At 42.7% G+C, this 23,253-nt stretch carries 21 protein-coding genes and 3 pseudogenes; 13 read left to right on the plus strand and 11 right to left on the minus strand.

Annotation, left to right across the window (positions count from 1 at the left end; translation table 11 throughout):
- Positions 1-120: 120 nt before the first annotated feature.
- Complete coding sequence (radC, locus tag ACHEVO_RS09825; RefSeq protein ID WP_394124790.1) at positions 121-804, minus strand: RadC family protein; 684 nt, start codon at positions 802-804, stop codon at positions 121-123.
- Between the two features lie 128 nt (positions 805-932).
- Here radC and coaBC point away from each other — a divergent pair.
- The 3 genes and pseudogenes from coaBC to ACHEVO_RS09840 form a co-directional block, all read left to right on the plus strand.
- Positions 933-1,730: pseudogene (coaBC, locus tag ACHEVO_RS09830) on the plus strand (bifunctional phosphopantothenoylcysteine decarboxylase/phosphopantothenate--cysteine ligase CoaBC); the annotation flags it as partial.
- Between the two features lie 114 nt (positions 1,731-1,844).
- A pseudogene (locus ACHEVO_RS09835) lies at positions 1,845-2,351 on the plus strand (phosphopantothenoylcysteine decarboxylase domain-containing protein); the annotation flags it as partial.
- A gap of 68 nt (positions 2,352-2,419) precedes the next feature.
- A complete protein-coding gene (locus ACHEVO_RS09840; protein ID WP_101206033.1) occupies positions 2,420-3,202 on the plus strand; it encodes a sulfite exporter TauE/SafE family protein in 783 nt (260 codons plus the stop codon).
- 33 nt (positions 3,203-3,235) lie between these two features.
- Here the strand turns inward: ACHEVO_RS09840 and ACHEVO_RS09845 are convergent, their stop codons facing one another.
- From ACHEVO_RS09845 to ACHEVO_RS09855, 3 genes are all read right to left on the minus strand, one after another.
- A complete protein-coding gene (locus ACHEVO_RS09845; protein WP_394124791.1) occupies positions 3,236-4,150 on the minus strand; it encodes a histone deacetylase family protein in 915 nt (304 codons plus the stop codon).
- A 144-nt stretch (positions 4,151-4,294) separates the two neighbouring features.
- Entirely contained in the window at positions 4,295-5,119 is an 825-nt protein-coding gene (locus ACHEVO_RS09850) for a hypothetical protein (RefSeq protein ID WP_379543196.1), read from the minus strand.
- Between the two features lie 30 nt (positions 5,120-5,149).
- Positions 5,150-6,259 carry a hypothetical protein gene (locus tag ACHEVO_RS09855; protein ID WP_394124792.1) on the minus strand — a complete coding sequence of 370 codons (1,110 nt, stop codon included), beginning with the start codon at positions 6,257-6,259 and terminating at the stop codon, positions 5,150-5,152.
- 175 nt (positions 6,260-6,434) lie between these two features.
- Here ACHEVO_RS09855 and ccmA point away from each other — a divergent pair, with 175 nt between their 5' ends.
- The 5 genes from ccmA (at position 6,435) to ccmE (ending at position 9,922) form a co-directional block, all read left to right on the plus strand.
- The gene (ccmA, locus tag ACHEVO_RS09860) at positions 6,435-7,064 is read left to right on the plus strand and encodes a heme ABC exporter ATP-binding protein CcmA (RefSeq protein WP_394124793.1); all 630 of its coding nucleotides are present in this window, start codon (positions 6,435-6,437) and stop codon (positions 7,062-7,064) included.
- Between the two features lie 84 nt (positions 7,065-7,148).
- The gene (locus ACHEVO_RS09865; RefSeq protein WP_379544889.1) at positions 7,149-7,856 is read left to right on the plus strand and encodes a heme exporter protein CcmB; all 708 of its coding nucleotides are present in this window, start codon (positions 7,149-7,151) and stop codon (positions 7,854-7,856) included.
- A 286-nt stretch (positions 7,857-8,142) separates the two neighbouring features.
- Positions 8,143-8,931: a heme ABC transporter permease CcmC gene (gene ccmC / locus ACHEVO_RS09870; RefSeq protein ID WP_290175925.1), complete on the plus strand. Its 789-nt coding sequence runs from the start codon at positions 8,143-8,145 to the stop codon at positions 8,929-8,931.
- A 16-nt stretch (positions 8,932-8,947) separates the two neighbouring features.
- The gene (gene ccmD / locus ACHEVO_RS09875) at positions 8,948-9,178 is read left to right on the plus strand and encodes a heme exporter protein CcmD (protein WP_394124794.1); all 231 of its coding nucleotides are present in this window, start codon (positions 8,948-8,950) and stop codon (positions 9,176-9,178) included.
- A 243-nt stretch (positions 9,179-9,421) separates the two neighbouring features.
- On the plus strand, positions 9,422-9,922 hold the full coding sequence (ccmE, locus tag ACHEVO_RS09880; RefSeq protein WP_102091822.1) for a cytochrome c maturation protein CcmE: 501 nt from the start codon (positions 9,422-9,424) through the stop codon (positions 9,920-9,922).
- 100 nt (positions 9,923-10,022) lie between these two features.
- On the opposite strand, the gene ACHEVO_RS09885 is transcribed toward ccmE, so the two are convergent.
- The 7 genes from ACHEVO_RS09885 to ACHEVO_RS09915 all read right to left on the minus strand — a co-directional run bounded on the left by ACHEVO_RS09885 (position 10,023) and on the right by ACHEVO_RS09915 (position 18,509).
- Complete coding sequence (locus ACHEVO_RS09885; protein WP_394124795.1) at positions 10,023-10,871, minus strand: aldo/keto reductase; 849 nt, start codon at positions 10,869-10,871, stop codon at positions 10,023-10,025.
- 326 nt (positions 10,872-11,197) lie between these two features.
- On the minus strand, positions 11,198-12,175 hold the full coding sequence (locus ACHEVO_RS09890; protein ID WP_394124796.1) for a MetQ/NlpA family ABC transporter substrate-binding protein: 978 nt from the start codon (positions 12,173-12,175) through the stop codon (positions 11,198-11,200).
- Positions 12,176-12,345: 170 nt separating this feature from the next.
- Positions 12,346-13,032: a methionine ABC transporter permease gene (locus ACHEVO_RS09895; protein WP_057761583.1), complete on the minus strand. Its 687-nt coding sequence runs from the start codon at positions 13,030-13,032 to the stop codon at positions 12,346-12,348.
- A gap of 19 nt (positions 13,033-13,051) precedes the next feature.
- Positions 13,052-13,822: a methionine ABC transporter ATP-binding protein gene (locus tag ACHEVO_RS09900; protein ID WP_057761581.1), complete on the minus strand. Its 771-nt coding sequence runs from the start codon at positions 13,820-13,822 to the stop codon at positions 13,052-13,054.
- 256 nt (positions 13,823-14,078) lie between these two features.
- A complete protein-coding gene (locus ACHEVO_RS09905) occupies positions 14,079-16,217 on the minus strand; it encodes an ATP-binding protein (RefSeq protein WP_394124797.1) in 2,139 nt (712 codons plus the stop codon).
- 85 nt (positions 16,218-16,302) lie between these two features.
- Entirely contained in the window at positions 16,303-17,025 is a 723-nt protein-coding gene (locus ACHEVO_RS09910; protein WP_057761578.1) for a response regulator transcription factor, read from the minus strand.
- 260 nt (positions 17,026-17,285) lie between these two features.
- On the minus strand, positions 17,286-18,509 hold the full coding sequence (locus ACHEVO_RS09915) for an efflux RND transporter periplasmic adaptor subunit (protein ID WP_394124798.1): 1,224 nt from the start codon (positions 18,507-18,509) through the stop codon (positions 17,286-17,288).
- Between the two features lie 678 nt (positions 18,510-19,187).
- Here ACHEVO_RS09915 and pilG point away from each other — a divergent pair.
- The 5 genes and pseudogenes from pilG to ACHEVO_RS09940 all read left to right on the plus strand — a co-directional run bounded on the left by pilG (position 19,188) and on the right by ACHEVO_RS09940 (position 23,228).
- Complete coding sequence (pilG, locus tag ACHEVO_RS09920) at positions 19,188-19,565, plus strand: twitching motility response regulator PilG (protein ID WP_114701589.1); 378 nt, start codon at positions 19,188-19,190, stop codon at positions 19,563-19,565.
- 170 nt (positions 19,566-19,735) lie between these two features.
- The gene (locus ACHEVO_RS09925; RefSeq protein ID WP_296208133.1) at positions 19,736-20,098 is read left to right on the plus strand and encodes a response regulator; all 363 of its coding nucleotides are present in this window, start codon (positions 19,736-19,738) and stop codon (positions 20,096-20,098) included.
- Positions 20,099-20,101: 3 nt separating this feature from the next.
- Positions 20,102-20,632: a chemotaxis protein CheW gene (locus tag ACHEVO_RS09930; RefSeq protein WP_296208131.1), complete on the plus strand. Its 531-nt coding sequence runs from the start codon at positions 20,102-20,104 to the stop codon at positions 20,630-20,632.
- A gap of 315 nt (positions 20,633-20,947) precedes the next feature.
- A pseudogene (locus tag ACHEVO_RS09935) lies at positions 20,948-22,222 on the plus strand (methyl-accepting chemotaxis protein); the annotation flags it as partial.
- Between the two features lie 70 nt (positions 22,223-22,292).
- Positions 22,293-23,228 carry a CheR family methyltransferase gene (locus tag ACHEVO_RS09940; RefSeq protein ID WP_394124799.1) on the plus strand — a complete coding sequence of 312 codons (936 nt, stop codon included), beginning with the start codon at positions 22,293-22,295 and terminating at the stop codon, positions 23,226-23,228.
- Positions 23,229-23,253: the final 25 nt, after the last annotated feature.

Raw genomic sequence — 23,253 nt, forward strand, 5'->3', positions numbered from 1 at the left:
CTATCAAGAGCCAAAATGCTACGCTCTGTCGATGATATGTATCAAACATAATTGTTTGCAGGTTAGTCATATGTCTAGTTGGAACACATAGCTAGCTATTATCGAGAACTAGCCAAAGGGCTAACTAAAAGGGGCAAGGCAGCTCTCGGCATAAGACAAAGTATCGTTTCGTCCAACTATAATGTGATCGACAAGCGAGATATCTAATAGGTCGCAGGCTTTTTTTAGCTCATAGGTCAGTAAGTTATCTGCCGTCGATGGTTTGGCATCGGTATGAGGATGGTTGTGCGCGATGATAAGTTGGCTAGCAGCGTGGCTTAGGACATGCCGCAGTACGTGCTTGATGCAAACGGAACATGATGAGATGCCACCTGTAAATAATATCTCGAAGTTTAAAAGGTTAAGGGCATTATCCAGACAGAGTACCGCAAATACTTCACGGTGCTCACCGCGCAACTGAGTGCTGATATAGTCTTTGACCGCTTGTGAGCGTCCTAGTGCTTGCCCAGTTTTGAGTTGGCTGTCCAGATAGCGCGTACCCATCTCGAGTGAAGCTAATATTTGGGCGTACTTTGCAGGACCCATACCATGGCAGGCAAGAACCGTCTTTTGAGGGGCGGCCAATAGCTCGGCTAAGCTACCAAACTGATCAATCAAATGCCGCGCTAATTCAATCGCTGATTGAGACTGAGTACCCATACGCAAAAATATGGCCAGTATCTCGGCATCAGACAAATGAGCTGCACCAAATTTTAAAAGTTTTTCGCGTGGCCTGTCATCCTCGTGCCAGTCTTTGATCGCCATTGTCACTCCTTGAAAATGGGTTGATACTCGTTATCTGAGATAGATACGGAAAATCTTACCCAATTTATCTCATAATTGTTACTATAAGCGCAATTTTATCTTTTTACTTTTTTGTTGATGCCACGCTTATGTCCAATATTGTGCTTGCTATTACTGGCGGTATCGCCGCTTATAAATCTGCTATATTTGCCCGCTTGTTAGTTAAGGCAGGCTTTGATGTGCGCGTTATCATGACGACAGGCGCACAAGCATTTATCACACCGCTGACTCTACAAGCATTAACGGGTAACGAGGTGCATGTATCGTTGCTCGATGAGCAAGCCGAGGCAGGCATGGGGCATATTGAGCTGGCTAAGTGGGCCGACTTAATCGTGATTGCACCTGCTTCAGCCAATACGCTTGCGCGTCTGGCCATGGGTATGGCTGATGATCTATTGACCACAGTGTGTCTGGCCACTACTGCGCCCGTCATTATTGCTCCTGCCATGAATCAGCAGATGTGGGCGCATCCAGCAGTCAATCTAAACGTGCAAACATTGCGCGATATGAATTATCAAATTATCCAACCAGCTAGCGGTGAGCAAGCGTGCGGTGATGTCGGAGCAGGGCGATTGCCTGAGCCTGAGCAGTTATTGGATGAGGTGTTACTGTTCATAGCGATGAATACAACGCCGCAATTGCTAGCAGGCAAAAGAGTAGTCATTACCGCAGGTCCAACAGTAGAGGCGATCGACCCTGTGCGTTATTTGTCTAATCACTCTTCAGGAAAAATGGGCTTTGCATTGGCACGCGCCTGCGTGGCTGCTGGCGCAGACGTTGTCTTAATTGCTGGTGGTAAAGTGGCATTGCCCACGCCGCTTAATGTCACACGAATCGATGTGCTGTCTGCCGAAGATATGCTGATAGCCGCGCAGCAATGTGTGGAAGGTACGCATAGCGAGCTTCAACTAGTCTTTGAAGATGAGCATGACCATTCTCATGAGCACCCACATGAACATGAGCACTCTCATAACCATTCTCACGAGCATCATCATGGCGACTGTGGTTGCGGTGATGATGATGTAAGCGACCATGATCACAACCATAATGACTCGCTACAGTCTTATGATGACAACCAATTTGTAAAAGCAGATATCTTTATTGCGACCGCAGCCGTGGCAGATTATCGTACGGAAGAAGCTGCACCGCAAAAAATTAAAAAGACACAAGACGCCATGACGCTCAGTCTGGTTAAAAACCCTGATATTCTAGCGACGATTTCTCTTGCGCATCCAGAGCTATTTGTCGTTGGTTTTGCCGCAGAGACACAAGATGTTGAGCGTTATGCCCGTGGTAAGTTGGTCGCAAAAGATTTGGATATGATTGCTTGCAATGATGTCTCACGTGCAGATATCGGTTTTGCCAGTGATGACAATGCGATGCAGGTGTTTTTCTCTGAGCGCTATGAGCGTGACACGGTAACGCTTGAGAAGACCAGTAAAGATAAAATTGCTGAGCAACTAGCTAGCATCATCGGTCAAGTAATCGGTCAACGTAAAGATAGTTAGAGCTACAGGCTCAAAGCGTGTAGCTAGCATATAGATATAGACGCTGAGCCTAAAATGGTGTGACCGATATGATGAATATAGCTGGTAACGATAGCACTCAGATGCTAGTGCTGACGATCATTTTTGCGCTTGCCTCACTGCTGCATGGTATTAGCGGACTTGGCGCAACATTAGTGACGACCACTGCGCTTGCTAGTATGTACCCATTGCAACACGCCATTGTGTTAGTGATTTTTCCTTCGTTAGTCGTTAATGTGATGACCTGGCTAGTAGGCGGTGAACGCACCATTTGGCAAAACTTTATCTACTACGGCAGACGCTATTGGTTGCTTGCGCTTACTAGCCTATTAGGTAGCATTTTAGGTGCGAAACTATTGCTATGGGTCGATAGCGCTTATATCCTCTTATTGTTGGCCGCGGTCATTGCCTTCTACGTTGTGAGTAGTTTACTCGGCAAACAAATCCGTCTACCAAATACCAAGCCTATGTTAATTGCCGTTGGCTTTGGTGCAGGTGTCATCGGCGGCTCGACCAATGCGATGTCGACCATCCTGATGATGTATTTGTTGTCTGCCAGTGACGATAAAAACACCATCGCCAAAGTCGGTAACATGTGCTATTTCTTAGGAAAGATTGCCCAAATTATCGTGTTGCGTGAGCCTATCATGGCACTGAGCAGTGGTGAGTGGCAGCTGATTACTTTTTTGAGTGTGCTGTCTATAGTGACTCTTTTGGTTGGAATCCGTTTGCGTCGTTATTTACCGCAAGCGCGTTTTCGTCAGCTTATTTTATTGATTTTAATCGTGCTTGGAATACGCGTTGGCTGGCAAGGTATTACCGCATTGTTATAGCTAAAGTATATAAGCCTTTTCAGCGATATTTTATTAGACGAATTCTTCAAAAAATATCTGCTGTGCCAAACGAAAGGTATTACAATGCGCTTCAACCACATCTTCGATATCTTCTGAGTAGCCGCCACCCATCACGATAGCGACAGGGATATTGGCGGTTTTTGCTTGCTGCAGAACGTATTCATCACGTGCCTTGCACCCTGCTTGTGTCAAACCAAGTTTGCCGAGCTTATCGGTAGCGAGCACGTCGACTGCAGACTGATAAAAAATCATATCTGGTGCAACCTCAGCGATTAAGCGTGGCAGCGTATCTTCTAATATCTGTAAATACTCAGCATCGCCGGTATCATTGTCTAGCTCAATATCTAAGTCTGATACTTGCTTACGAAACGGATAGTTCTTTGCACCGTGCATACTAAAGACAAAGACGCGTGGTTCATTTGCCATGATACTGGCATTGCCATTGCCTTGATGAACGTCCAAATCGATAACTAAAATTTTCTTTGCCTGTCCACGATTTAATAGTAAGTTGCTAGCGATACAGACATCATTAAAAACACAAAACCCTTCTCCATGACCAGCAAAAGAGTGATGAGTACCGCCTGCAACATTCATAGCCACGCCATATTGCTGAGCATATAGCGCGCACTCATACGTTGCATGGGCAATATAACGACCGCGTTCTACCAACTGCGGGGTCATCTCAAATCCGATCGCACGAGCAGCCTTGCGCGGCAGTGTTTGGGTTTTAAGCTGATACCAATACTCTGCGGTATGCGTGGTCAAAATCTCATCTTCGCTTAAGCGAGCAGGGGCAAAGAAGTTATCTTGGTTGATCGTTCCTTCTGCCAGCAAACGCTCAGGAATCATATTGTACTTCTGCATGGGGAAGCGGTGCTTTTCGGGCACGGAGTAGCGAAAAACGTCAGAGTAGGCAATTTTTAGCATAAGAATTCTAGCTTAATATTGATGGTTTTTGGATAGAAAAATAAAGGGACAAGTATCAGCTATCGTCGATTATGGCTTGATTGAAAAACCAGTTTATCGAATGAACTGAGCTGTTGAACAAACTGAGTTATCGAACGGACTGAGCTATTGAACAAACTGAGTCGGTAAAAAGAACGTGCGCGCGTCGGTCTGTTGACGTAGCTCTACAAGTAGCGTTTGCATGTCTTCAGCAGGGTCTTGATTATTAACCAAGTTGCCAAATAGCTCGTTGGCAACCGTGGTCATCGCGACCACGCTTTGTAGTAAATGCTCAATAATCTCATTATCTATACCAACTGCTTCGACATCGATAGCATTTTTGTAGCGTATCTCACCATCGTTGACATCCATCTCTAGATTACCGACTAGCATGTCATAGTTGATTTGGGTGATAAGTAGCATTGCGGCACTTTGATGAGTTTCTGGTATCAAAAATGGCAAGATGCCATAGATGGCTAATAGTTTGTTTTTTTCTTGAACCCGAAACAGATAGCCACAGTTTATTTGCTTATGACGCATTCTCAAGGATAAGTGATGCGATTTTTGGCTGTCGTTGGTTTTGGGTCGATAATGCGTGTAGTGCCATTGTTTGTCATTGAAGTATTGCTTTAAGCAGTCGACGATAGGTGTGTCACTCTGGTTTTGAGGTTCTGCATTTGCGCTATCGGTTTTTAAGTTATCGGTTTTGAGTTGAGATGTATTTGTTTGCGCTTGTGCTTGAGGGTTATTCTGTTCGCTGCCCTGATTCGCCTCTAACTCATGAGAGATATCAGAAATATCAGCTGATATATTTTTTGTATTATTAACCTCGCTGTCAGCAAGTGATGCAGGCCTTTGCTCGCTTGCAGCATCGACGACTGACTGCGGTGCGGCAGCAGTCAGTAACCGTTTGATCTTTTGCCACAAGCTGAGTTTATTGCGTTGACTCATAATAGTATGCTGACAAGTAAGGGTTATAAATTAATCGTGAGTGAATGCCAAACCTTCTTTGATAGCAGGCTGTGCATAGAACGCTGCTAGCATTTCACGAATATGAGCCGTTAACCAAGGCGTCTCAAGAGCATCGTACACGATAGGCAGTAGGGTAGTGCTACATTGCTTCATGGCCGCTTCATCAATGTGCAAGCTCGCCGCGATGGTCGCCATCGTGTCAGACTGATGATTGGCATACCAAGTGTCAATGCTTGCCGTTACCAAACTGTGCAGATACGGTGACAGTCGCAGGCGGTTATAGCTTTGTTGGATACTGGCTTCGATATGGTCGATGCTACTATTACCAGGCTCATCGCTTAAGTAGGTTTGCAGCTCGCTGATCGGTTGGTCTTTGATGCGATCCCAGCCCATAACCATCAGACGTGCTACCTCTTCGTTTGACAAGTGTTCTTGGGCATTGGCTTCGGCTTTGCGCGTCAAATCTTTGATATTGCGATGCAGGTACGTTTGCAGTTTTTCATCGAGGTTTTTGTTGGTCGCCTTTTCAAAAGAGCTGCGCCCAAGCTTCATTAATTTACCAACGCCACCTGCTTTATCGAGGGTGCTTTCCATGAAATCATTGATAGCGTGATAGAGTGTTTGGGTCAATAAATCTGCAAAGGTTTCGTTACCGACTAGCGTATGAATCAATATATTGCGCTGCTGCTCGTGACTACCGATATAGTTGGCCAAAGTTTCAACTTGGGCATCATCGACCAGCTCAGATAAAGGCACATTATCATTAACTGGGTGATAAATAATAGTGTGTAAAATATTACGGATATCGGTACGCATCACCTCAGTCATCGGCTGATTTAACAGCCAGTCTTTCATCAGCTGTTGTAAATGGTCACAGGTAATATATTTGCTTAAAGGCTGCGCACAAAACCATTGCCAAGCTTCCATCGCTAGTGGCTCAGCTTGATTGTGCAACCACTGCTGCATAAAGTTGACTTGAGCATCAATCAAGCTATCTACTGTCAAACGGCTGGCTGATGGCTCTTTTGACAAGCGAGTGTCTGCGTTGTCATTGTTAGTCTCTGCAGCAGTATTAGGTTTTTGGCTATCTTGTGAAGTCGGCATAGGTTTTGAAGTCATATTTTAAAGTCATATTTTAAAGTCATGTTTTTTTGAGGTCGTACTTTTTGAAGTCAGAGTAATCGACAATTTGTTATACTGTGTGTTTGTAGCGAGCATAGGGTATTATGCCACGAACATTGCCTTTGTTTGTGATGAATATTGACTGCTGCTTGATAAATAACCAGAGGTTTTGATGACGGTTTTGGATACGCCTTTACTTGCACTTGATGAGCTGACGGTTCAGCGCGGTGAGATACCGCTGTGCGAAGGAGTTGCGTTACAGCTATCTGCGGGTAGTATTTGCCATCTAATCGGAGCAAATGGGACGGGAAAGACCACGTTACTTATGCAATTGGCTGGATTGTTACCTGTTTTGTCAGGTGAAGTTACTTATCAAGGACAATCGGGTCTGCCCATCCAGCCTTTATATGTCTCGCATCAATTAGGCATCCATCCAAATCTGACAGTAGCCCAGAATCTGACGTTTCTACTGAACTTATATGGCATCATGCCAAGCGCTGCTGATATTGACGATGCACTCACATGGGTTGGGCTGCAAGGGTTTGAAACGATCAGCTCCAGTCATTTGTCCGCTGGGCAAACGCGGCGCATCACGCTGGCGCGATTGTACCTACTAACTCCTGACGTGACACCGCTCTGGTTACTTGATGAGCCTTTCACGGCGCTGGATGTCGATATGGTGGCACGTATGGAAGAGCGGTTACGCGAGTTTGCACAGGTTGGCGGGTCGATACTAATGACCAGCCATCAGGCAGTTGGAGTCGCCAATCAGGTGCTCGATTTGTCAAATCACATGGTATAAGTTCGATTGCTATCAGTACCATCAGCATATGTGAAAGGACAAATAATGACAGACCGTCCAATACAAGTAGGATCAGTAGCCGCTATGAATAAAAGTCCAAATGCTATTGTTGCAGCGCCTCGCAGTATTGGCTTCCTGCAGCTGTGGCGCCGTGAATGGCAAGTCAAGCAGCAAGGAGCGGTACAATGGTTGTATCCGTTAGTACTGTTCTTAGTTATTATTACTTTGTTTCCGCTGGCAGTCGGTAGTGAGCCTGCGCTATTGCAGCGTCTGGGCGTATCAGCAGTGTGGATTGCTGCATTGCTGTCACTGGTAATGGGCGTTGATGGATTGTTCAAGCCTGCGCTTGATAATGGTACGCTTGCGCAATTGGTCGTTGCCAAAGCGTCACTACCGCTATGGGTGCTGATTAGACTGGTAATCCATTGGATTTTTAGCAGTGGTATTGTGGCGGCGCTTAGTTTGCTTGCCGTGCCGTTATTTCAGCTCAGTTGGTTTGAAGCGTGGATATTGATGGCGTCTATCGTGACAGGTAGTCCAATGCTCCTAATGCTATCCGCGATTGCCAGTAGCTTGACGCTATCGTTAAAGAATGGGGCAGTATTAGTTCCCTTGATTGCTTTACCGATGCAGCTGCCAGTATTGATTTTTGCTACGGGTGCGGTTGATTTATTTGCCTCTGGGCTGAATGGTTTGCCAATTTTGGCTTTATTGCTGGCAGGAAGTATTGTTTCTGTCTTGGTCATGCCATGGGTGATTGCTACAACTTTAAAAATGTCATGGCTTAATTAAACGATTTGCTTGTTGCAATCCTAAAGTCCAGATTTCGAAATTTGATTATTTAAGCCCAGTTATCTAAATCTAGTTATCTAAGCATAGCCATCTAAATCCAGTTATCTGTATCACATGTATTAACATCGTGGTGAAAACTGGCAATTTTGCTATAATAGTCAATTGAATACGTAAACAGCTCTTTGTAGATTCTATCCAGTGTTTAACGCCAGCAGGTGAGTTAATAGTGGTGCTTTTATAGACCGCATTCTTTATCGCCAGTAAGCTGTGTAATAGGTTTCTTCCCATGCCCAACCTGAATAACGTCTCATCCCCTAGCTTGTGGCAGCGCATTTGGCAGGGTTTCTTGACCACTGTGGGTACCAAGCAGTTTTTTCGTATCTTTAGCCCTTGGGTTAAGTGGTTAGCGATATTGGCCGGTCTCTGTTTGCTCATTGGTAGCGTATGGGGCCTTGCTTTTGCGCCGCCTGATTATCTTCAGGGCAATAGCTATCGCATTATCTTTATCCATGTTCCAGCGGCCAGTCTTGCCATTTCTATCTATTTTTCCCTTGCAGTTCTAGGGGTGATTTATTTGGTGTGGAAGATTAAGACGGCCAGTTTGGTCGCGCAGGCACTTGCCCCGATGGGGTTTTTGCTGTGTGTCATCAGTTTGCTTACAGGCTCTATCTGGGCGAAACCAACGTGGGGTACTTACTGGGTGTGGGACGCACGCCTTACGTCAATGTTGATATTAGCGTTTCTATACGCGGGCGTGATGGCACTGTTTGCTGCGTTTGAACATACAGCCAATCGCGGTAAAGCGGCTGCTATTTTATCTATCGTGGGCGCAGTGAACCTGCCTATTATCAAGTACTCAGTAGAGTGGTGGAATACCTTGCATCAAGGCGCGACCTTTAGCTTGACCGCCGCACCGAAGATGTCGGCAGATATGTGGATGCCCTTATTACTGATGATTATCGGCAGCTATTTACTGGTTGCGACATTAGCGATTTATCGTACTAACACGCTGATTCTATACCGTGATCAAGGCAAAGCGTGGGTTAAAGAATACATTCGTGGTCAACACAAATAACGGCTAGGAAAATACTATGCAGCCTTACTTTTATAGCGTATCTGAGTTTTTCGCCATGGGTAAGCATGGGGTTTTTGTGTGGTCGTGCTGGGCGATAACGATCGGCGTGATGTTGGCCTTTGTTATCTATAGCCGCAGACAACGACAGTCACTTATCAAACAGCTGACTATTCAGCAAGCGCGACAAGCACAGCGAACCACCAAAACCTCAACGCCTGTGAATTCTGTGATTAGGCAATCTGAATAAAAATCATTTTAATATCATGGTTTTAGCGTAAGAAGCCGTATCCTTTTACTGACAAAAATATGACCTTGCGAGTAGCGATGGGGCTTATTGATTTGTCTGAAAAATGCTACCATATAGCGATTAGAAGAGTACGATTAGAAAGACATTTTCAAAACGTTTTTCTAATGGTGGTTTCTTCAAACTTTTCTGTTTTATAGATTGATTATGGATCCTAAAACAGTGACTCATTAATGGGGTAGTGGTATGAATGCAGTTCGTCGGAAAAAACTGACGTGGGTTATGTTTACGCTGGCAGGGGCGGCAGTAGCAGTTATGTTGGTTATCTATGCCATCGGGCAGCAAACTGACTACTACTTTGATGCAACCGCTATTGCCCAAGGTGAAGCGCCTCAAGACAAACGTATTCGTGCTGGCGGTATGGTGGTTGCGGGTAGTGTGCAGCGTGCAGCAGACAATCCATTAAATGTTGAGTTTGCGATTACTGACTTTCAATCAACCGTGCCAGTGACTTACCAAGGTATTCTGCCAGACTTATTTGCTGAAAACTCAGGCGTCGTGGCCACGGGTAAAATGCAGGGCGATACTTTCGTCGCTGGTGAAGTACTGGCTAAACATGACGAAAACTATATGCCACCAGAAGTCGCCAAATCTATGAAAGAAAACAATCGCAGTGGAGCGATACCTACTTCTGAACAGTATAATCCTGCTGAAAAAATACATGAGACTGAAACGCTACAACAGTAATGATTGTGAGTTTTTATACCACATAAAAAAGCCACCGATAATCGGTGGCTTTTTATTGCGCTTTGTTTAGCTAATCAATTAATCCTACTTATTAACCCTGTTAGTCATCCCATACTGGGCTATAGTCAGGGTGCTCGATCTTACGACCGTCAGAGCTGGCTAGGTTACCGATTTTTTCTAATTCGTCTGCACTTAACTCAACCTTGATAGCATCTAGATTACCTTGCAGGTGATCAGGGTTAGACGTTTTTGGAATAGCCACACGATGCTTGTCTGATAAGATCCAAGCTAGTGAGATTTGTGCTGGGGTTACGTTGTGCTTATCTGCAATCTCTCTAATCACTTCGTTATCAAATACATCACCACGCGCTAATGGCGAGTAGGCTTCTAGTAGAATATGATGATTATTCAAGAAGGTCTGCAATGTGTTTTGCTTAATAAAGGGATGAAACTCTACTTGGTTCACGACGATAGGCACATCAGCATATTTCTTGGCTTCAATGATATTAGCAATATTGAAGTTTGAAACACCAATATGACGCGTCAAGCCTTGCTTTTGGAGTTCACACAGCGCAGGAATGGTCTCAGATAATGGCACGCGGTCATCAGGCCAGTGCAATAGCAACAGATCGACATAATCTGTACCCAAATCTTCCAAAGAACGTTTCGCCGCTGCGACCAGTTTTTCTGGTTCAAACTTCATGTCATCTGGAAAAATCTTGGTAGTCAAAAAGAATTTATCGCGAGCCACACCTGATTGTCTGATACCTTCGCCAACTTCCTTTTCATTGCCATAAGCTTGAGCGGTATCGATATGCTCATAACCCATTTCTAACGCTTTTTTGACCACGTCCACGCAATCTTGTCCTGTTGACTGCCAGGTACCTAGTCCTAGGATTGGGATATTTGCTTGTCCAGCGGTACGAATATTATAGTTTTTAGCACTCATATTATTACCCTTGTTATGTGTATCTTATAATTTTTCATTAGTTTTAAATGTTATCAATAGTATGGTCTAACGAGTAAATTACTATTGAGCCTGTCCACTATAAGAAAAACTAAAGACAAGTGGAAGAGTGAGTGACGGTTTCCTACAAAGGGCAAACAGGCTGTAACGTGATTTTTAATAGTTATTTAATACTCAGTTAGTATTTTGATAACCTATTGGAAAACAGCATTCCTAGAATAAAAGACAAAAAAACGCCCATCACTCTAAGTAATGGGCGTTTCTATTAATCATAACACCTAAAAAAATAGGTACTTTGATTTAAAGTCTTATTGAGCAGCAGCTTCTGTAGTTTCTGGAGCGTCAGCGCTTTCAGTTTTAGCAGCAGTGTCCATGTGTGCGCTATGGTCAGTACCCCAGATTTTTGGGTACTTGTAGCCAGGGAACGTTTCATGAGCGTACTTTTTGAAAGCTTCTGAGTTATAAGCGTTGGTCACATCTTCAACCCATTTTTTACCAGTATCAGCAGATTTGATCGCTGACCAGTTTACATAAGCAAAGCTTGGCTCTTGGAACAATGCTTCGGTCAATTTGATACCAGAGTCGGTAGCATAGTTACCATTGATAACCGCGAAGTCAACTTCATCACGTGCGCGTGGTAATTGAGCAGCTTCTAGTTCAACGATTTCGATATCGTATTTGCTGTTATCAGCGATATCTGCTTTTGATGCTGTCAATGGATCAATGTTGTCTTTCAATTTGATCCAGCCAAGATCGTTCATCATAACCAAAGCACGTGCAAAGTTACTAGGATCGTTTGGTGCAGAGACACTCATACCTTTGAATGCAGCATCAAGACTGGTCTTTTTACCTGAGTAAATGCCAAGCGGAGCCGTTGGTACTTGGAATGCTTCTACTAGATCAAGATTGTTTTCTTTTTTGAAATTATCAAGATAAGGCTTGTGCTGGAAGATGTTGATATCCAAATCGCCTTCAGCCAATGCAAGGTTAGGACGGACATAGTCAGTAAAAGCAATCAACTCAACTTCGTAACCTTGAGCTTCAAGCGTGCTCTTTACTTGGTTACGAACCATATCAGCAAAATCGCCTTCAGTCGTACCAATAACGATTTTGGTATGGTCAGGATCGATATCGCTAGCGGCAGTTTCTGCAGTGGTACCTTCGGTTACTGGCTCTTTAGTTGCTTCTGGCGCTGATGAATTGCTGCAACCAACTAAAACTAGGCCTGATACACCAACAGCGGCAAATGCGGTAGCTAACTGACGGCTGATATCTGTTAATTTCATAATATGTCCTTAATAATGAATGGGATTGAGTAAAACATTTATCGTCTGAACATTAAAAAAGCAACATTATAAATAGTAATGCTGCTTTTGTTGTAAAAGCTGAGATAAGGGTTGAGTGTTGCCAAAAATAAACCTAGTCGCTCGTAAAGTCAAGTATTCTCTAAAGCGGTTTAACGTTTATCTAAACGATTGGCGAGCCAGTTACCAGAGGCTTGAATCGAGACGACCATGATTGATAATACAATCACGATAAAAATCATTACCTCGGTCTGATAGCGATAATAGCCATAACGAATGGCCAAATCACCCAAACCGCCACCACCGATCATACCAGCTGCCGCTGAATAAGAGAGCAAGCTGATACAAAGAATAGTGACTGACAATACTAAACCTGAGCGCGCTTCATTAAGTAGTACTTTAATAATGGTAAAAGGTCGTGCACCCATTGATTCGGTTGCTTCGATAATACCGCGCGGCACTTCACGCAAATTTTGCTCGACCAAACGCGCAAAATAAAACGAACCAGCGATAGCAAGTACCAGTGATGCAGCGATCGGTCCGATACCTGTGCCAACAATGGCCTTGGTAAACGGACTCATTGCAATCATCAAAATCACGAAAGGGAAAGCACGCATAAAGTTGGTAATACCGCCAAGCACACCGTACAAAGTCTTGTTTTGCAAAAACTGTCGATCACTAGACAAAAACAAGAATACGCCAAACAGTCCACCGATGACGATTGCGACTGTGGTCGAAATACCGAGCATCACAAACGTATCAATAAACGCGCTCACGATCTCTTTGCGTAACACAAGTAGCTTGTCTATAGAGGCGGATAATTCAGTACCAGTTAACATATCTATTTCTCCTGCCTCATTAGTCCTCGACGACTAGGCCTTTGCCAATCGGGGTGGTTGCTTGAATCAGACCGTCTCGCACATCCGCAACTTCTAATAGTTGTCCTTGATGCAATAATGCTGCGCGATCGCAAAGTCTACGAATAACACTCATCTCATGGGTCACGATGACGATAGTCACGCCAAGCTGCTCATTGATATCGCGCAGACAAGTCAGCAAACTACGGGTCGTTGCAGGGTCAAGCGCACTGGTTGGCTCATCGGCCAACAATACTTTCGGACTAGGGGCAATCGCGCGGGCAATACCCACACGCTGTTTTTGTCCGCCTGATAGCTGCGCAGGATAGTGACCAGCACGATCGGTTAGATCGACAATCGCAAGACAATCCATGACGCGCTTATGAATGTCGCGACTTGGATAACCCGAGATTTTTAAGTTAAATGCCACGTTGTCAAAAACCGTTTGATTAGACATCAGATTAAACTGCTGAAAAATCATACCGATATTATGACGAGCAATACGCAGCTCACTGGCAGACAGCGTGGTTAGGTCAGTACCGTCTATCACGACTTGACCCGAATCTGGACGTTCAAGCATGTTGATTAGGCGCAATAAGGTAGATTTACCTGCACCTGAATAACCCATTAGACCAAAGATTTCGCCTTGTTTGATAGTCAGAGATGTCGGCTCAACAGCGGTAAACCAATGTGGTTTGCCGTCTTTGTCTTTGATTGATCGGTCGCTTAAAAAACTTTTGGTCACATCGTTTAAGACAATCATATCATTCATGGAGGGCTCAAAATTTAATAAATTTTTTAATGGTTAAAAACGCGTCATCAGGCCTCTTTCAATATGTAAGAAGCTCGTCAAAACGACAATAGTCAATAACCGTATAATAAGGGGCGGTAATATAGCATATTATCAGGCACTTTGGATATGCACATACGTGTCCGGCTTATGATTAATAGCTATTAAGAATAAGCAGTTAAAATGGCAAGTGTGAAGGCGATAGCTTGATAGCTATCTATATAACGATGGGAATTGATTACTCGTGATAGTTGTAATGAGGGTCATGATGAATTGGGATGGTCACCAAAAATCTAGTATGACCATTTAGCGTATCTGTAATAATGCGTCCTTGATGAGCGGTAACGATTTGTGAAACTAGGGATAACCCTAATCCAGAGCCTTTGTTTTTCTGCTGCAAACGTACAAATGGGCTAAAGACTTCTTCTCGTTTGCCTTCAGGGATGCCATTGCCTTCGTCGATTACAGCCAGTACCGCATATTTTGGCAGTGGACGTTCGGGTTCAGTTTTGGCTTTTTTCATATGCTTAGCAAATAAGCCTTCTTTACGCACTACTGCACCTGAGTTCTCATTGTTTGAGCTATTAGATTTAGCGTCATCTTTCGTATTATTTGAGCCATTATTTTTAATAGCGGTATCAGTAATAGATTTATCTGATTTTTGAGCACTATTATTAACAAGAGTGCCAGTATTCTCGCTTTCTACGTTGCTTATAAAGTTTGTGGATGCTACTTCAGTCATGTCAGTATTACTAATACTGTCAGCATCGTTCGTATTATCGGCGTGATTAACAGGTGTAGTAGAATCTGGAACAGCCTTCCAAATAACTTTCTTAATTCTGTCGGTCAACTCACTGGTAAAGCTGTAATAGTCAGCAAGTAGTGATGATTCGCCAGTAGCAGGTTGGCGTTTGCTAGCATTGTCTATCGAGCTTTCATCTGAAAGGCCGTTATCAATACTGACTTCATCATTGCTCTCATTGTGAGCAGCTATGTCCTCACCGTTTTTGTAGATGATAGGCGTCGGTAGCTCTGCTACTGAGTCAGTCGTTTCGGATTTATTTTTATCAATCGAACTAGTAGCTTCGTGTTTAGCGGTTTGGTGTTCAATTACCTTGGCATCAGCGTTTTCTTCATAATCGTCAAAGTCTAAATTGTTGTAATCGACAAAGCTGCTGCATAGCACTGTTTGTAATAGATAGTCGGGCACAGTTCCGGCTTCTTCTATGCTCTGAACACCGTATAGCAATACCGTAACGGGTGGCTTGCCATGTAGCATAGCGTTGGTAAGTAAGTTACGAATCAAATGAGTCAACATTGATGATTGACCATCTATCACGATGTGCTCACCAATCAGCGTGGCTTCAGGATAGTGCTGACGTTCTTGATTTACCAAATCGTATAAATCGAGGTTTTCAACTTGCTGTAAAGCATGTCCCGCATCCAGACGGCTAACCAATAAGATACTTTCTACTAAGTCATTAAGACCTGACAAGTCTCTATTGATCGCTTGTGCCCGTTTATCGAATTTTGCTTTGGTATCAGTTGGTAGCGCACCAGCCAACATATCCATCATTTCAATCTGTAGACGGATACGCGTAATCGGTGTACGTAGCTCATGAGAGGCATGTGCTAATAGCAAGTTATTGGCATCAATTAAGTGTTCAATTTTTTGTGCCGCTTGGTTGAATCCGCGTGCTAGTGCAGCGATTTCGTCATTACCACGTGCATTCACTCGCACCGTAAAATCACCATCACCCAATTGAGTCATTTGTTGGCTCAACTGGTCAATCCGCCATGTCATCGTCCGGGCAATCAACCATAGTACACCTGCCATAATGAGTAGCAGTAGTAACGTACCAGTGAATAAGTTCAAGGCTGCAGAAAGGACAGGTTTTTTAGGTGTTAGACGTGATTCGTACAGTAAGGTATAACCCGTACTGCTATACACTTGAGCTTGCTTGGTAGGTGACGTGTCTGCAAGTGATGGAAAAACGCGCGAGAACAAAGACGGGGTAGGGGGAAGCTCTAGGGGTAGGTCGCTATTGTCAGTTTGCATGAGTAGCCGACCTTCGCTGTCATACAATCCCATTTTTGCTTGCAGTGATTCATCAAAAATATCAAAGCTTTTCTTAACGACAGCCAGCATGAAACGCGACTGCAAACGATTGTCTTTGCTGATAGAAATATTCAATTCATGCAAGAATGGATCGATTTGCCCCAGAATCTGTGTGGCTAATATTTCTGAGCGAATACCAGCGTCTTTGTCATGAACAAGTTGGGTCAACAGCACCATTGCCACAGCAAATAAAGTAAGTGCCAGCATAACGCTGGCAAATAGTTTGGCAAATACGGAACGAAAACCCAATTGCTGCATTAAACGATCTCTGTTATTAAACGCTTGTACTAACTCATGGTATAGAGTTTACACCATGAGTCAGCTAATTAGGTATCCTTTACAATTACACCTGATCAGTGGCAAATTGATAGCCGACGCCGCGTACGGTAATAATACGTTTTGGCTGACGTGGATTGTCTTCAATCAAAGCACGTAGACGCGAAATATGTACATCAATTGCACGGTCAATATTGTCTGAGCTGTCATCGTTTGGCATCGCTTGCCAGAGTTGCTCACGATTCAACACTTTGCCAGAATGAGTGGCGAAGTAGTGTAACAACTGAAATTGATGCGTGGTTAGGCGTACCGGTTGGTCATCGATAGTGACTTCATGACTGTCAGGGAACACACTCAAACGGCCAAAGGTTAAGCTGTCTGATTGGCTATCGGCTTGATTTGGTTGCTCATGACGACGAATAACCGCACGAATACGAGCTAAAAGCTCACGTGGTTCAAAAGGCTTGGCGATATAATCGTCAGCACCCATCTCTAGCCCCAACACGCGATCGGTTGTATCACCTTTTGCGGTTAGCATAATAATAGGCACTTTATTGGTCATGTTGTTCTTATTGCCACGAATCTTTTGACATACTTGCATACCGTCCATATCAGGTAGCATAAGATCCAATACAACCAAATCAATATCGCGCTCTTTGGTGTCTAATAAGTCGAGACCTTCTTGACCAAGACCAGCATGATGCACGTCATAATAGTTCATGGTCAAATAATCGCTGATCAGCTCAGCTAAATCTGGATCGTCTTCAATCAACAAAATCTGCTTACTCATGGGATGTCCTCTAATTGTTATTGTGATTTATAAAAAGTATAACGTTTCTGGTAATGATGAGCTGTTGGTAATAATAAACAGTTAAACTATTAAGCCTCTACGTTTTCAAATATACAGAATAGCGCATAATTAAATGTGAGCCGTATTTTAATACTCGGATAATGCTATATATAGCAGGGTCATATTGCCTAATTATGCTGTTACAAAACAAGAGAAGCTTTGTTAATGTTTCTACGTAATGTAACTGTCAGCATAAGCTATTATGACACAATGACTTTTTTACCTTTAGAATCAACAGGTAAGTCAGCCAAACAAATTAAGCTATCATTGCTTACACCTGCTATCAAATACTGCTGCGTAGTAGGATCGTATTCAACTACCTCAATAGGTTGACGCGTTAGACGCTGATCTTGGCCTATAATCCAAACATTTGCAGTCAATGGTTGTAGCGGCATATAAGGAGGAGTTTGTAACTCTGTCAGGTCTACATCATGTAGCGCGCGCTTAGGTACGATAGTGCCTACATCTATTTGACCATAGTTGACGCGCCCTGTGACTTTCATATTTGGCAGTAACTTATCACGACTAACCTCGTTGTCGATGACATTAACATAGACCAAGAGCTTTTTGGGCTGACTGGTCGATACCAGTTTGCTGACCTGTCCCGTAAACTTGTCTGAGATACCTTCGGCGGTAAAATTGACCGTTTGGCCAACTGAGAGCTGTGGTTTTGCTTGTATAGGTAGAGTAGCCATAAAATGCAGCTTGGTCTCGTCACTGATCTGTAGTAGAGACGCGCGCGCCGCTAGCTGTTGTCCTGCACTAGCAGACAAGTTTTCTACCCGCCCTGAAAAGCTAGCATGAATGGTAATCGAATTATACTGCGTATCTTGTTTAGAAGTATTAACGTTTGCATTTTGATTAATAGAATTCTTGCTATCAGTATCTATCGCAGAGTTTGCTTCTAACGTTTTGTCACTATCAGTTTTTCTTACAACAGCAATGTCTGTGTCTGGCGCAGCTTGTGCGGAGTTAGCATCAGAGTTTTTCGTATTTTCTGGATTGGTTTTGTTAACATCGTTTGATTCTACATTACCTTGTTCAGGCTTCTTTAAATTTTCAGTTTTGCTAGCCGTACCCACACGCCTAAAGACAAGCAATGGCGTGCCTTTTTCAACCCATTGACCTTCACTAACCAGTGTCTTTTCTATACGAATCGGATGTACCGCAACAAATGTGGTCTGCTTGATAGGTTCGATATTACCTTGTAATCCGAGACTCGGCTGATACCTTGAAGGTTTGATACTCAAGATATGTTCTGGTGTCATTGTGACACTGTCGCTTGTGATGATAAGTGGCGTGTCTGCGGTCTCTTCTTCAGTGTCAGTAACAGCTGATTCATTTATAGGTGACGGCTGACAAGCAGCGATAAATAGCACGCTGAATAAATAGAGGCTCTTTCTTAAATATCTAGAAGCTGTCATAGCAGTCACCATTATAATCGTCATATCATTATATAGTGAATTGCAATGTGGTGGAACGACTGTAAAATATTTACTAAACTTAAGAAAGTTGATGATCCAAACAATAGGCAAAGTTGCAGTTACACCTTTATAAATAAGAATAGCTATTTATGATACTAGCGAGTTCGAACATAATTTCACTAATCACTGGCAAAGTGAAAGTAACTGTGCTAAAACAAACACTATAGAATATCTTGATACATTTTTATTACAAATGAAAATTATCCTGCAATGTTTTCATCGTTTATATATAATGCAGAAATATCATATAGTTGTTTGTCTCGTTAATTGAACCTTTTATCTTTAACGAAGGTTGTTTTGAAAGTACTTTGTATATGCTTAACGTCAATATTATTTCACTTGAGGTTTATGAATGTAGAGTATTATGTCCAAAACTATAAGCTCAAAACCTGATTTTTTGAGTTTACAAATAATAAAGTGCGTATAGTAGCTCATGTTTACACTGTGCTTAGTAGGCAGATACTAAAAGCAAATACTCGCTGTTGTGGTGAATTTTAATGTAAATCCAATCACTCATATTTGTCTAATAATATGTGATATAGCAGTTTAGGATAGTTATTTAAAATTTATATTAGTAGATAGCGTTACGAATAAATAGCCGTTTATAGGACAATGAGAATGGAAAATAATTTTGATGGTTTGAAAGTAATGGTGATTGATGATTCAAAAACCATCCGCCGTACTGCAGAAACCTTATTACAAAAAGCGGGCTGTGAAGTAGTAACCGCTATAGATGGTTTCGATGCATTAGCAAAGATTGTAGATAACAATCCAGATATCATTTTTGTTGACATCATGATGCCACGTTTAGATGGTTATCAGACTTGTGCATTAATAAAAAACAACCCTGATTACGCAAATAAGCCAGTGATTATGCTTTCATCCAAAGATGGATTGTTTGACAAAGCACGTGGCCGTATTGTTGGCTCTGATGAATACTTAACTAAGCCGTTCAGCAAAGATGAGCTTTTTGATGCCATTAATCAATACCGCTAATCGATTAAATATAGACTTAAATACGTTGGTTGTTATTATTGACATAGATTGCTCAATACTGAGGAATCATGATTAAGAAATTGCTAACAATAAAATTTTAGGTAATCGTTTTAATCGTTTTAATTGAACAATATATCCTCGTGGTATCTTAGAAAATAAAGGAAACTCCTATGGCTACCGTTTTAGTCATTGACGACTCGCCATCAGAAATGGCGAAATTTCGCGATATGCTTGCCAAAAATAACTTCCAAGTACTGGAAGCGACAAACGGTGAGCAAGGCTGCCAAATGGCAGCTGATCATTTACCAGATGTTATTTTGATGGACGTGGTAATGCCTGAAATGAATGGTTTTCAAGCCACACGTAAGATTACTCGTGGTAAAACTACTGCTCATATTCCTGTCATTATGATTAGCACCAAAAATCAAGAGACAGATAGAGTTTGGGGCAAGCGTCAAGGCGCTAAAGAGTATATGAACAAGCCAGTTGATGAAAGTGGATTGGTCAATATGATTCGCAAAGTGATGGAGTAACTTGTGGCTTCTAGAGGGTTTATTGAGCTTCTGCGTCTAGCAGACTTGGCACGTGCACGTAAAAGTGGCCGCCGTGGTGGACAAGAGTTTGACTGGCAAGGTGTGGTATTTGAAATAGGGGGTCAGCGCTTAGTTGCTCCTATGGGTCAAGTATCAGAGGTATTAACTATGCCAGAATATACTAGCTTACCTCTAGTCAAGCCATGGATGCTAGGTATAGCTAATATTCGTGGACGCCTACTGCCTCTAACGGACTTATCACATTTTTTGCAAGTACCTAGTCGCTTGACACAAATGAGCCAACGAAAGGTTATTGTTATCGATTATGACAATATTTTTTCAGGACTGCTGGTTGATCAAGTACTTGGTATTGAACAGTTTACTCATGACCAATACCGTCCAGAAGCCATCGATCATGACTCGCCATTTGCGCCTTATAATCATGGTAAGTTTTTTAAAAATGACCAAGACTGGTATGTTTTTATGCCAAGCTTGCTTGCGCAGGATACTCAGTATTCAGATGCTGCAATATAATTGTCGATAATAGAATACCTGTCTTTTAAGTAACGACAGAATAATAGCAACTGACAAGATACAGTTTGATGTCAGCATTTATACAGGCTTTGCTAATCATTGTTTAGATAACAACAAGATTTTCAAAGTCGGTCACGATTAGACTTTGACGATTGTTTGAAAGGAATATGCAAGATGAGTGATGTTATAAAGAAACCTGTAGCTGGTATGGCTAACACAACAGCAGACAGCAAAGATGCTGATGGTACGTGGAAACTATTATTAGGATTTTTTGTTTTATTAAGTTTGGCTTGTCTGATTTGGTTGATTAACTCTCTATCATCAGTAAGTCAGTATTTTAGTAGCTTTAATCAGTCGGTTATCATACCAGCGGCTATATTTGCCCTTGGGGCGTTAGGTATTTTATTTGCTTCGTATCAGCTATTGAAGCAGCGAGGTGGTTCAGAGCGATTGCTTATTGAGAAAGAAACGCTGCGTCGTCGTCAAGAAGCAGAAGCTGAGTCTGAACGAGCTCGCCAAATTCAAGAAGAGAACGAACGTAATCAGATCGCTATTCTACGTCTGCTTGATGAGTTGGGTGATTTGGCAGAAGGTGATTTGACCGTTAATGCAACTGTATCAGAAGACTTTACAGGGGCGATTGCCGACTCGGTCAACTTTGCAATTGACCAATTACGTCAGTTGGTTTTGGTTATTAACAGCACTGCTGATCGCGTATCGCAATCTTCAGATCAAACGCAGATGAATGCTGTTGAATTGGCTGAAGCTTCTGAACACCAAGCACAAGAAATTGCTGGTGTATCGGCTGCTATTAATGAGATGACTGTTTCAATTGATCAGGTTTCGAACAATGCTGCAGAATCTGCAACGGTTGCCCAGCGCTCAGTTGCTATCTCCCATAATGGAGCAGAAGTTGTACAGCGCTCTATTGAAGGTATGAACGTTATTCGTGATCAGATTCAAGAAACGTCAAAACGTATCAAACGTCTCGGTGAGTCTTCGCAAGAAATTGGTGATATCGTTGGACTAATTAATGATATTGCCGATCAGACTAACGTTTTGGCATTGAACGCCGCTATTCAGGCATCGATGGCAGGGGAAGCAGGCCGAGGCTTCGCGGTTGTTGCTGATGAGGTTCAGCGTCTGGCTGAGCGTTCAGCGAACGCTACTAAGCAGATTGAAACATTGGTAAAAACCATTCAGGCCGATACCAATGAAGCAGTTATGTCAATGGAATCAACAACTTCTGAAGTTGTGCGCGGTGCACGCTTAGCGAAAGATGCGGGTGAAGCACTAGAAGAAGTACAGAGCGTTTCTAATACTTTGGCTGACTTGATTCAAAACATCTCAAACGCTGCATTACAACAAGCTGAGTCTGCTGGTCATATTTCTCACACCATGAATATCATTCAAGATATTACTTCACAAACCTCATCTGGTACCATGGCGACAGCCCGCTCTATTGGTGAGCTAAGTGAAATGGCAGCAGCGCTACAGGAGTCAGTGACTGGTTTTAAAGTAACGAATGATGACGAGCTGTTAGATGATGAAATGCTAAATACTGAGCATGAGTTATCAGAAAGTGTCTAATGCTAGCTTTTACCATAAAGTAATGCTGTGAGAAGTTTAATTATGTGCAGCACAAATTATAGTAGGTAACGTGAATAAACTTACTAAAGCAGATAAAAAGCCACTGAGTACAGTCGAATTTGCATCGAGCAATTCCTTAATGCAATACGATCATTTTGACGTACAAAAGTGGCAAAAGTACATAGAGAAAGAAATCGGTTTTGTGCTTCCAGATATACAGCTACAGTGGTTCATTAATGCAATTGAGTGTGTGGCAAAATCGAATGGATCAACTGCTGAGCAGCTATGGTATAACCTACCGAAGGACAATGAGTTACGTCAGCGACTATTAGATAAGGTACTGATTCATGAAAGTCGTTTTTTTCGTCATAAGCCTTCTATAGATTTTGTCATAAAATGTGCATCGCAGTATCGAACAGTAGACAATAATAAAGCCTTGTTCCGTATTTGGAGTGTGGGTTGTGCAAGTGGACAGGAAGCTTGGTCATTAGCTATGAGTCTATCAGCACAGCAATTTTCAAATTATTCAATACTAGGAACGGACGTTAGTGAAGAGGCAATTAAAAATGCACGTCTTGGACAGTATGACAAACGCCAACAGTGCTTAATTCCGCAACTGTGTCAGCAATTTATTCAACCGCTTCTAACTAAAAGTGAGACAAATAATACGAATGATAGTTTGTCTCCTACGCCAGAAGTGAATGATAGTATACAGCCAAACTGGCAAGTAGAGCCTAAATTACGCCCACACGTCAGTTTTTCTGTACATAATATTATTGAAAAAACCCCACCTACCGCTCACCCTCAACATGTGATTATTTGTCAAAATATGCTGCTATATTTTCGAAAATTCGATCAGCGTGATATTTTGACTCGGCTAGCAGAGCAGTGTACGTTAGGGGGATATATTATATTGGCTCCAGGTGAGGCGTTGTTCTGGCGTCCTTCAAATATGCGCCGTATTGCGCACCCACAGGTTAATGTGTGGCAAAAAATTAGTGCCTAAATTAGTGCATAGACGAGTTAGGATA

The organism is Psychrobacter nivimaris, assembly GCF_043419765.1.
Classification (GTDB): domain Bacteria; phylum Pseudomonadota; class Gammaproteobacteria; order Pseudomonadales; family Moraxellaceae; genus Psychrobacter.

What these genes read in the sequence shown, in the direction of transcription:
- ACHEVO_RS09865 (WP_379544889.1), top strand. Translation starts at nt 7,149, where the DNA reads ATGAATAAAAGTCCAAATGCTATTGTTGCAGCGCCTCGCAGTATTGGC.
- radC (WP_394124790.1), bottom strand. Translation starts at nt 804, where the DNA reads ATGGCGATCAAAGACTGGCACGAGGATGACAGGCCACGCGAAAAACTT.
- ACHEVO_RS09915 (WP_394124798.1), bottom strand. Translation starts at nt 18,509, where the DNA reads ATGACAGCTTCTAGATATTTAAGAAAGAGCCTCTATTTATTCAGCGTG.
- ACHEVO_RS09845 (WP_394124791.1), bottom strand. Translation starts at nt 4,150, where the DNA reads ATGCTAAAAATTGCCTACTCTGACGTTTTTCGCTACTCCGTGCCCGAA.
- ACHEVO_RS09905 (WP_394124797.1), bottom strand. Translation starts at nt 16,217, where the DNA reads ATGCAGCAATTGGGTTTTCGTTCCGTATTTGCCAAACTATTTGCCAGC.
- ACHEVO_RS09840 (WP_101206033.1), top strand. Translation starts at nt 2,420, where the DNA reads ATGATGAATATAGCTGGTAACGATAGCACTCAGATGCTAGTGCTGACG.
- ACHEVO_RS09885 (WP_394124795.1), bottom strand. Translation starts at nt 10,871, where the DNA reads ATGAGTGCTAAAAACTATAATATTCGTACCGCTGGACAAGCAAATATC.
- pilG (WP_114701589.1), top strand. Translation starts at nt 19,188, where the DNA reads ATGGAAAATAATTTTGATGGTTTGAAAGTAATGGTGATTGATGATTCA.
- ACHEVO_RS09900 (WP_057761581.1), bottom strand. Translation starts at nt 13,822, where the DNA reads ATGAATGATATGATTGTCTTAAACGATGTGACCAAAAGTTTTTTAAGC.
- ACHEVO_RS09910 (WP_057761578.1), bottom strand. Translation starts at nt 17,025, where the DNA reads ATGAGTAAGCAGATTTTGTTGATTGAAGACGATCCAGATTTAGCTGAG.
- ACHEVO_RS09850 (WP_379543196.1), bottom strand. Translation starts at nt 5,119, where the DNA reads ATGAGTCAACGCAATAAACTCAGCTTGTGGCAAAAGATCAAACGGTTA.
- ccmE (WP_102091822.1), top strand. Translation starts at nt 9,422, where the DNA reads ATGAATGCAGTTCGTCGGAAAAAACTGACGTGGGTTATGTTTACGCTG.
- ACHEVO_RS09855 (WP_394124792.1), bottom strand. Translation starts at nt 6,259, where the DNA reads ATGACTTCAAAACCTATGCCGACTTCACAAGATAGCCAAAAACCTAAT.
- ccmC (WP_290175925.1), top strand. Translation starts at nt 8,143, where the DNA reads ATGCCCAACCTGAATAACGTCTCATCCCCTAGCTTGTGGCAGCGCATT.
- ACHEVO_RS09890 (WP_394124796.1), bottom strand. Translation starts at nt 12,175, where the DNA reads ATGAAATTAACAGATATCAGCCGTCAGTTAGCTACCGCATTTGCCGCT.
- ccmA (WP_394124793.1), top strand. Translation starts at nt 6,435, where the DNA reads ATGACGGTTTTGGATACGCCTTTACTTGCACTTGATGAGCTGACGGTT.
- ccmD (WP_394124794.1), top strand. Translation starts at nt 8,948, where the DNA reads ATGCAGCCTTACTTTTATAGCGTATCTGAGTTTTTCGCCATGGGTAAG.
- ACHEVO_RS09895 (WP_057761583.1), bottom strand. Translation starts at nt 13,032, where the DNA reads ATGTTAACTGGTACTGAATTATCCGCCTCTATAGACAAGCTACTTGTG.
- ACHEVO_RS09925 (WP_296208133.1), top strand. Translation starts at nt 19,736, where the DNA reads ATGGCTACCGTTTTAGTCATTGACGACTCGCCATCAGAAATGGCGAAA.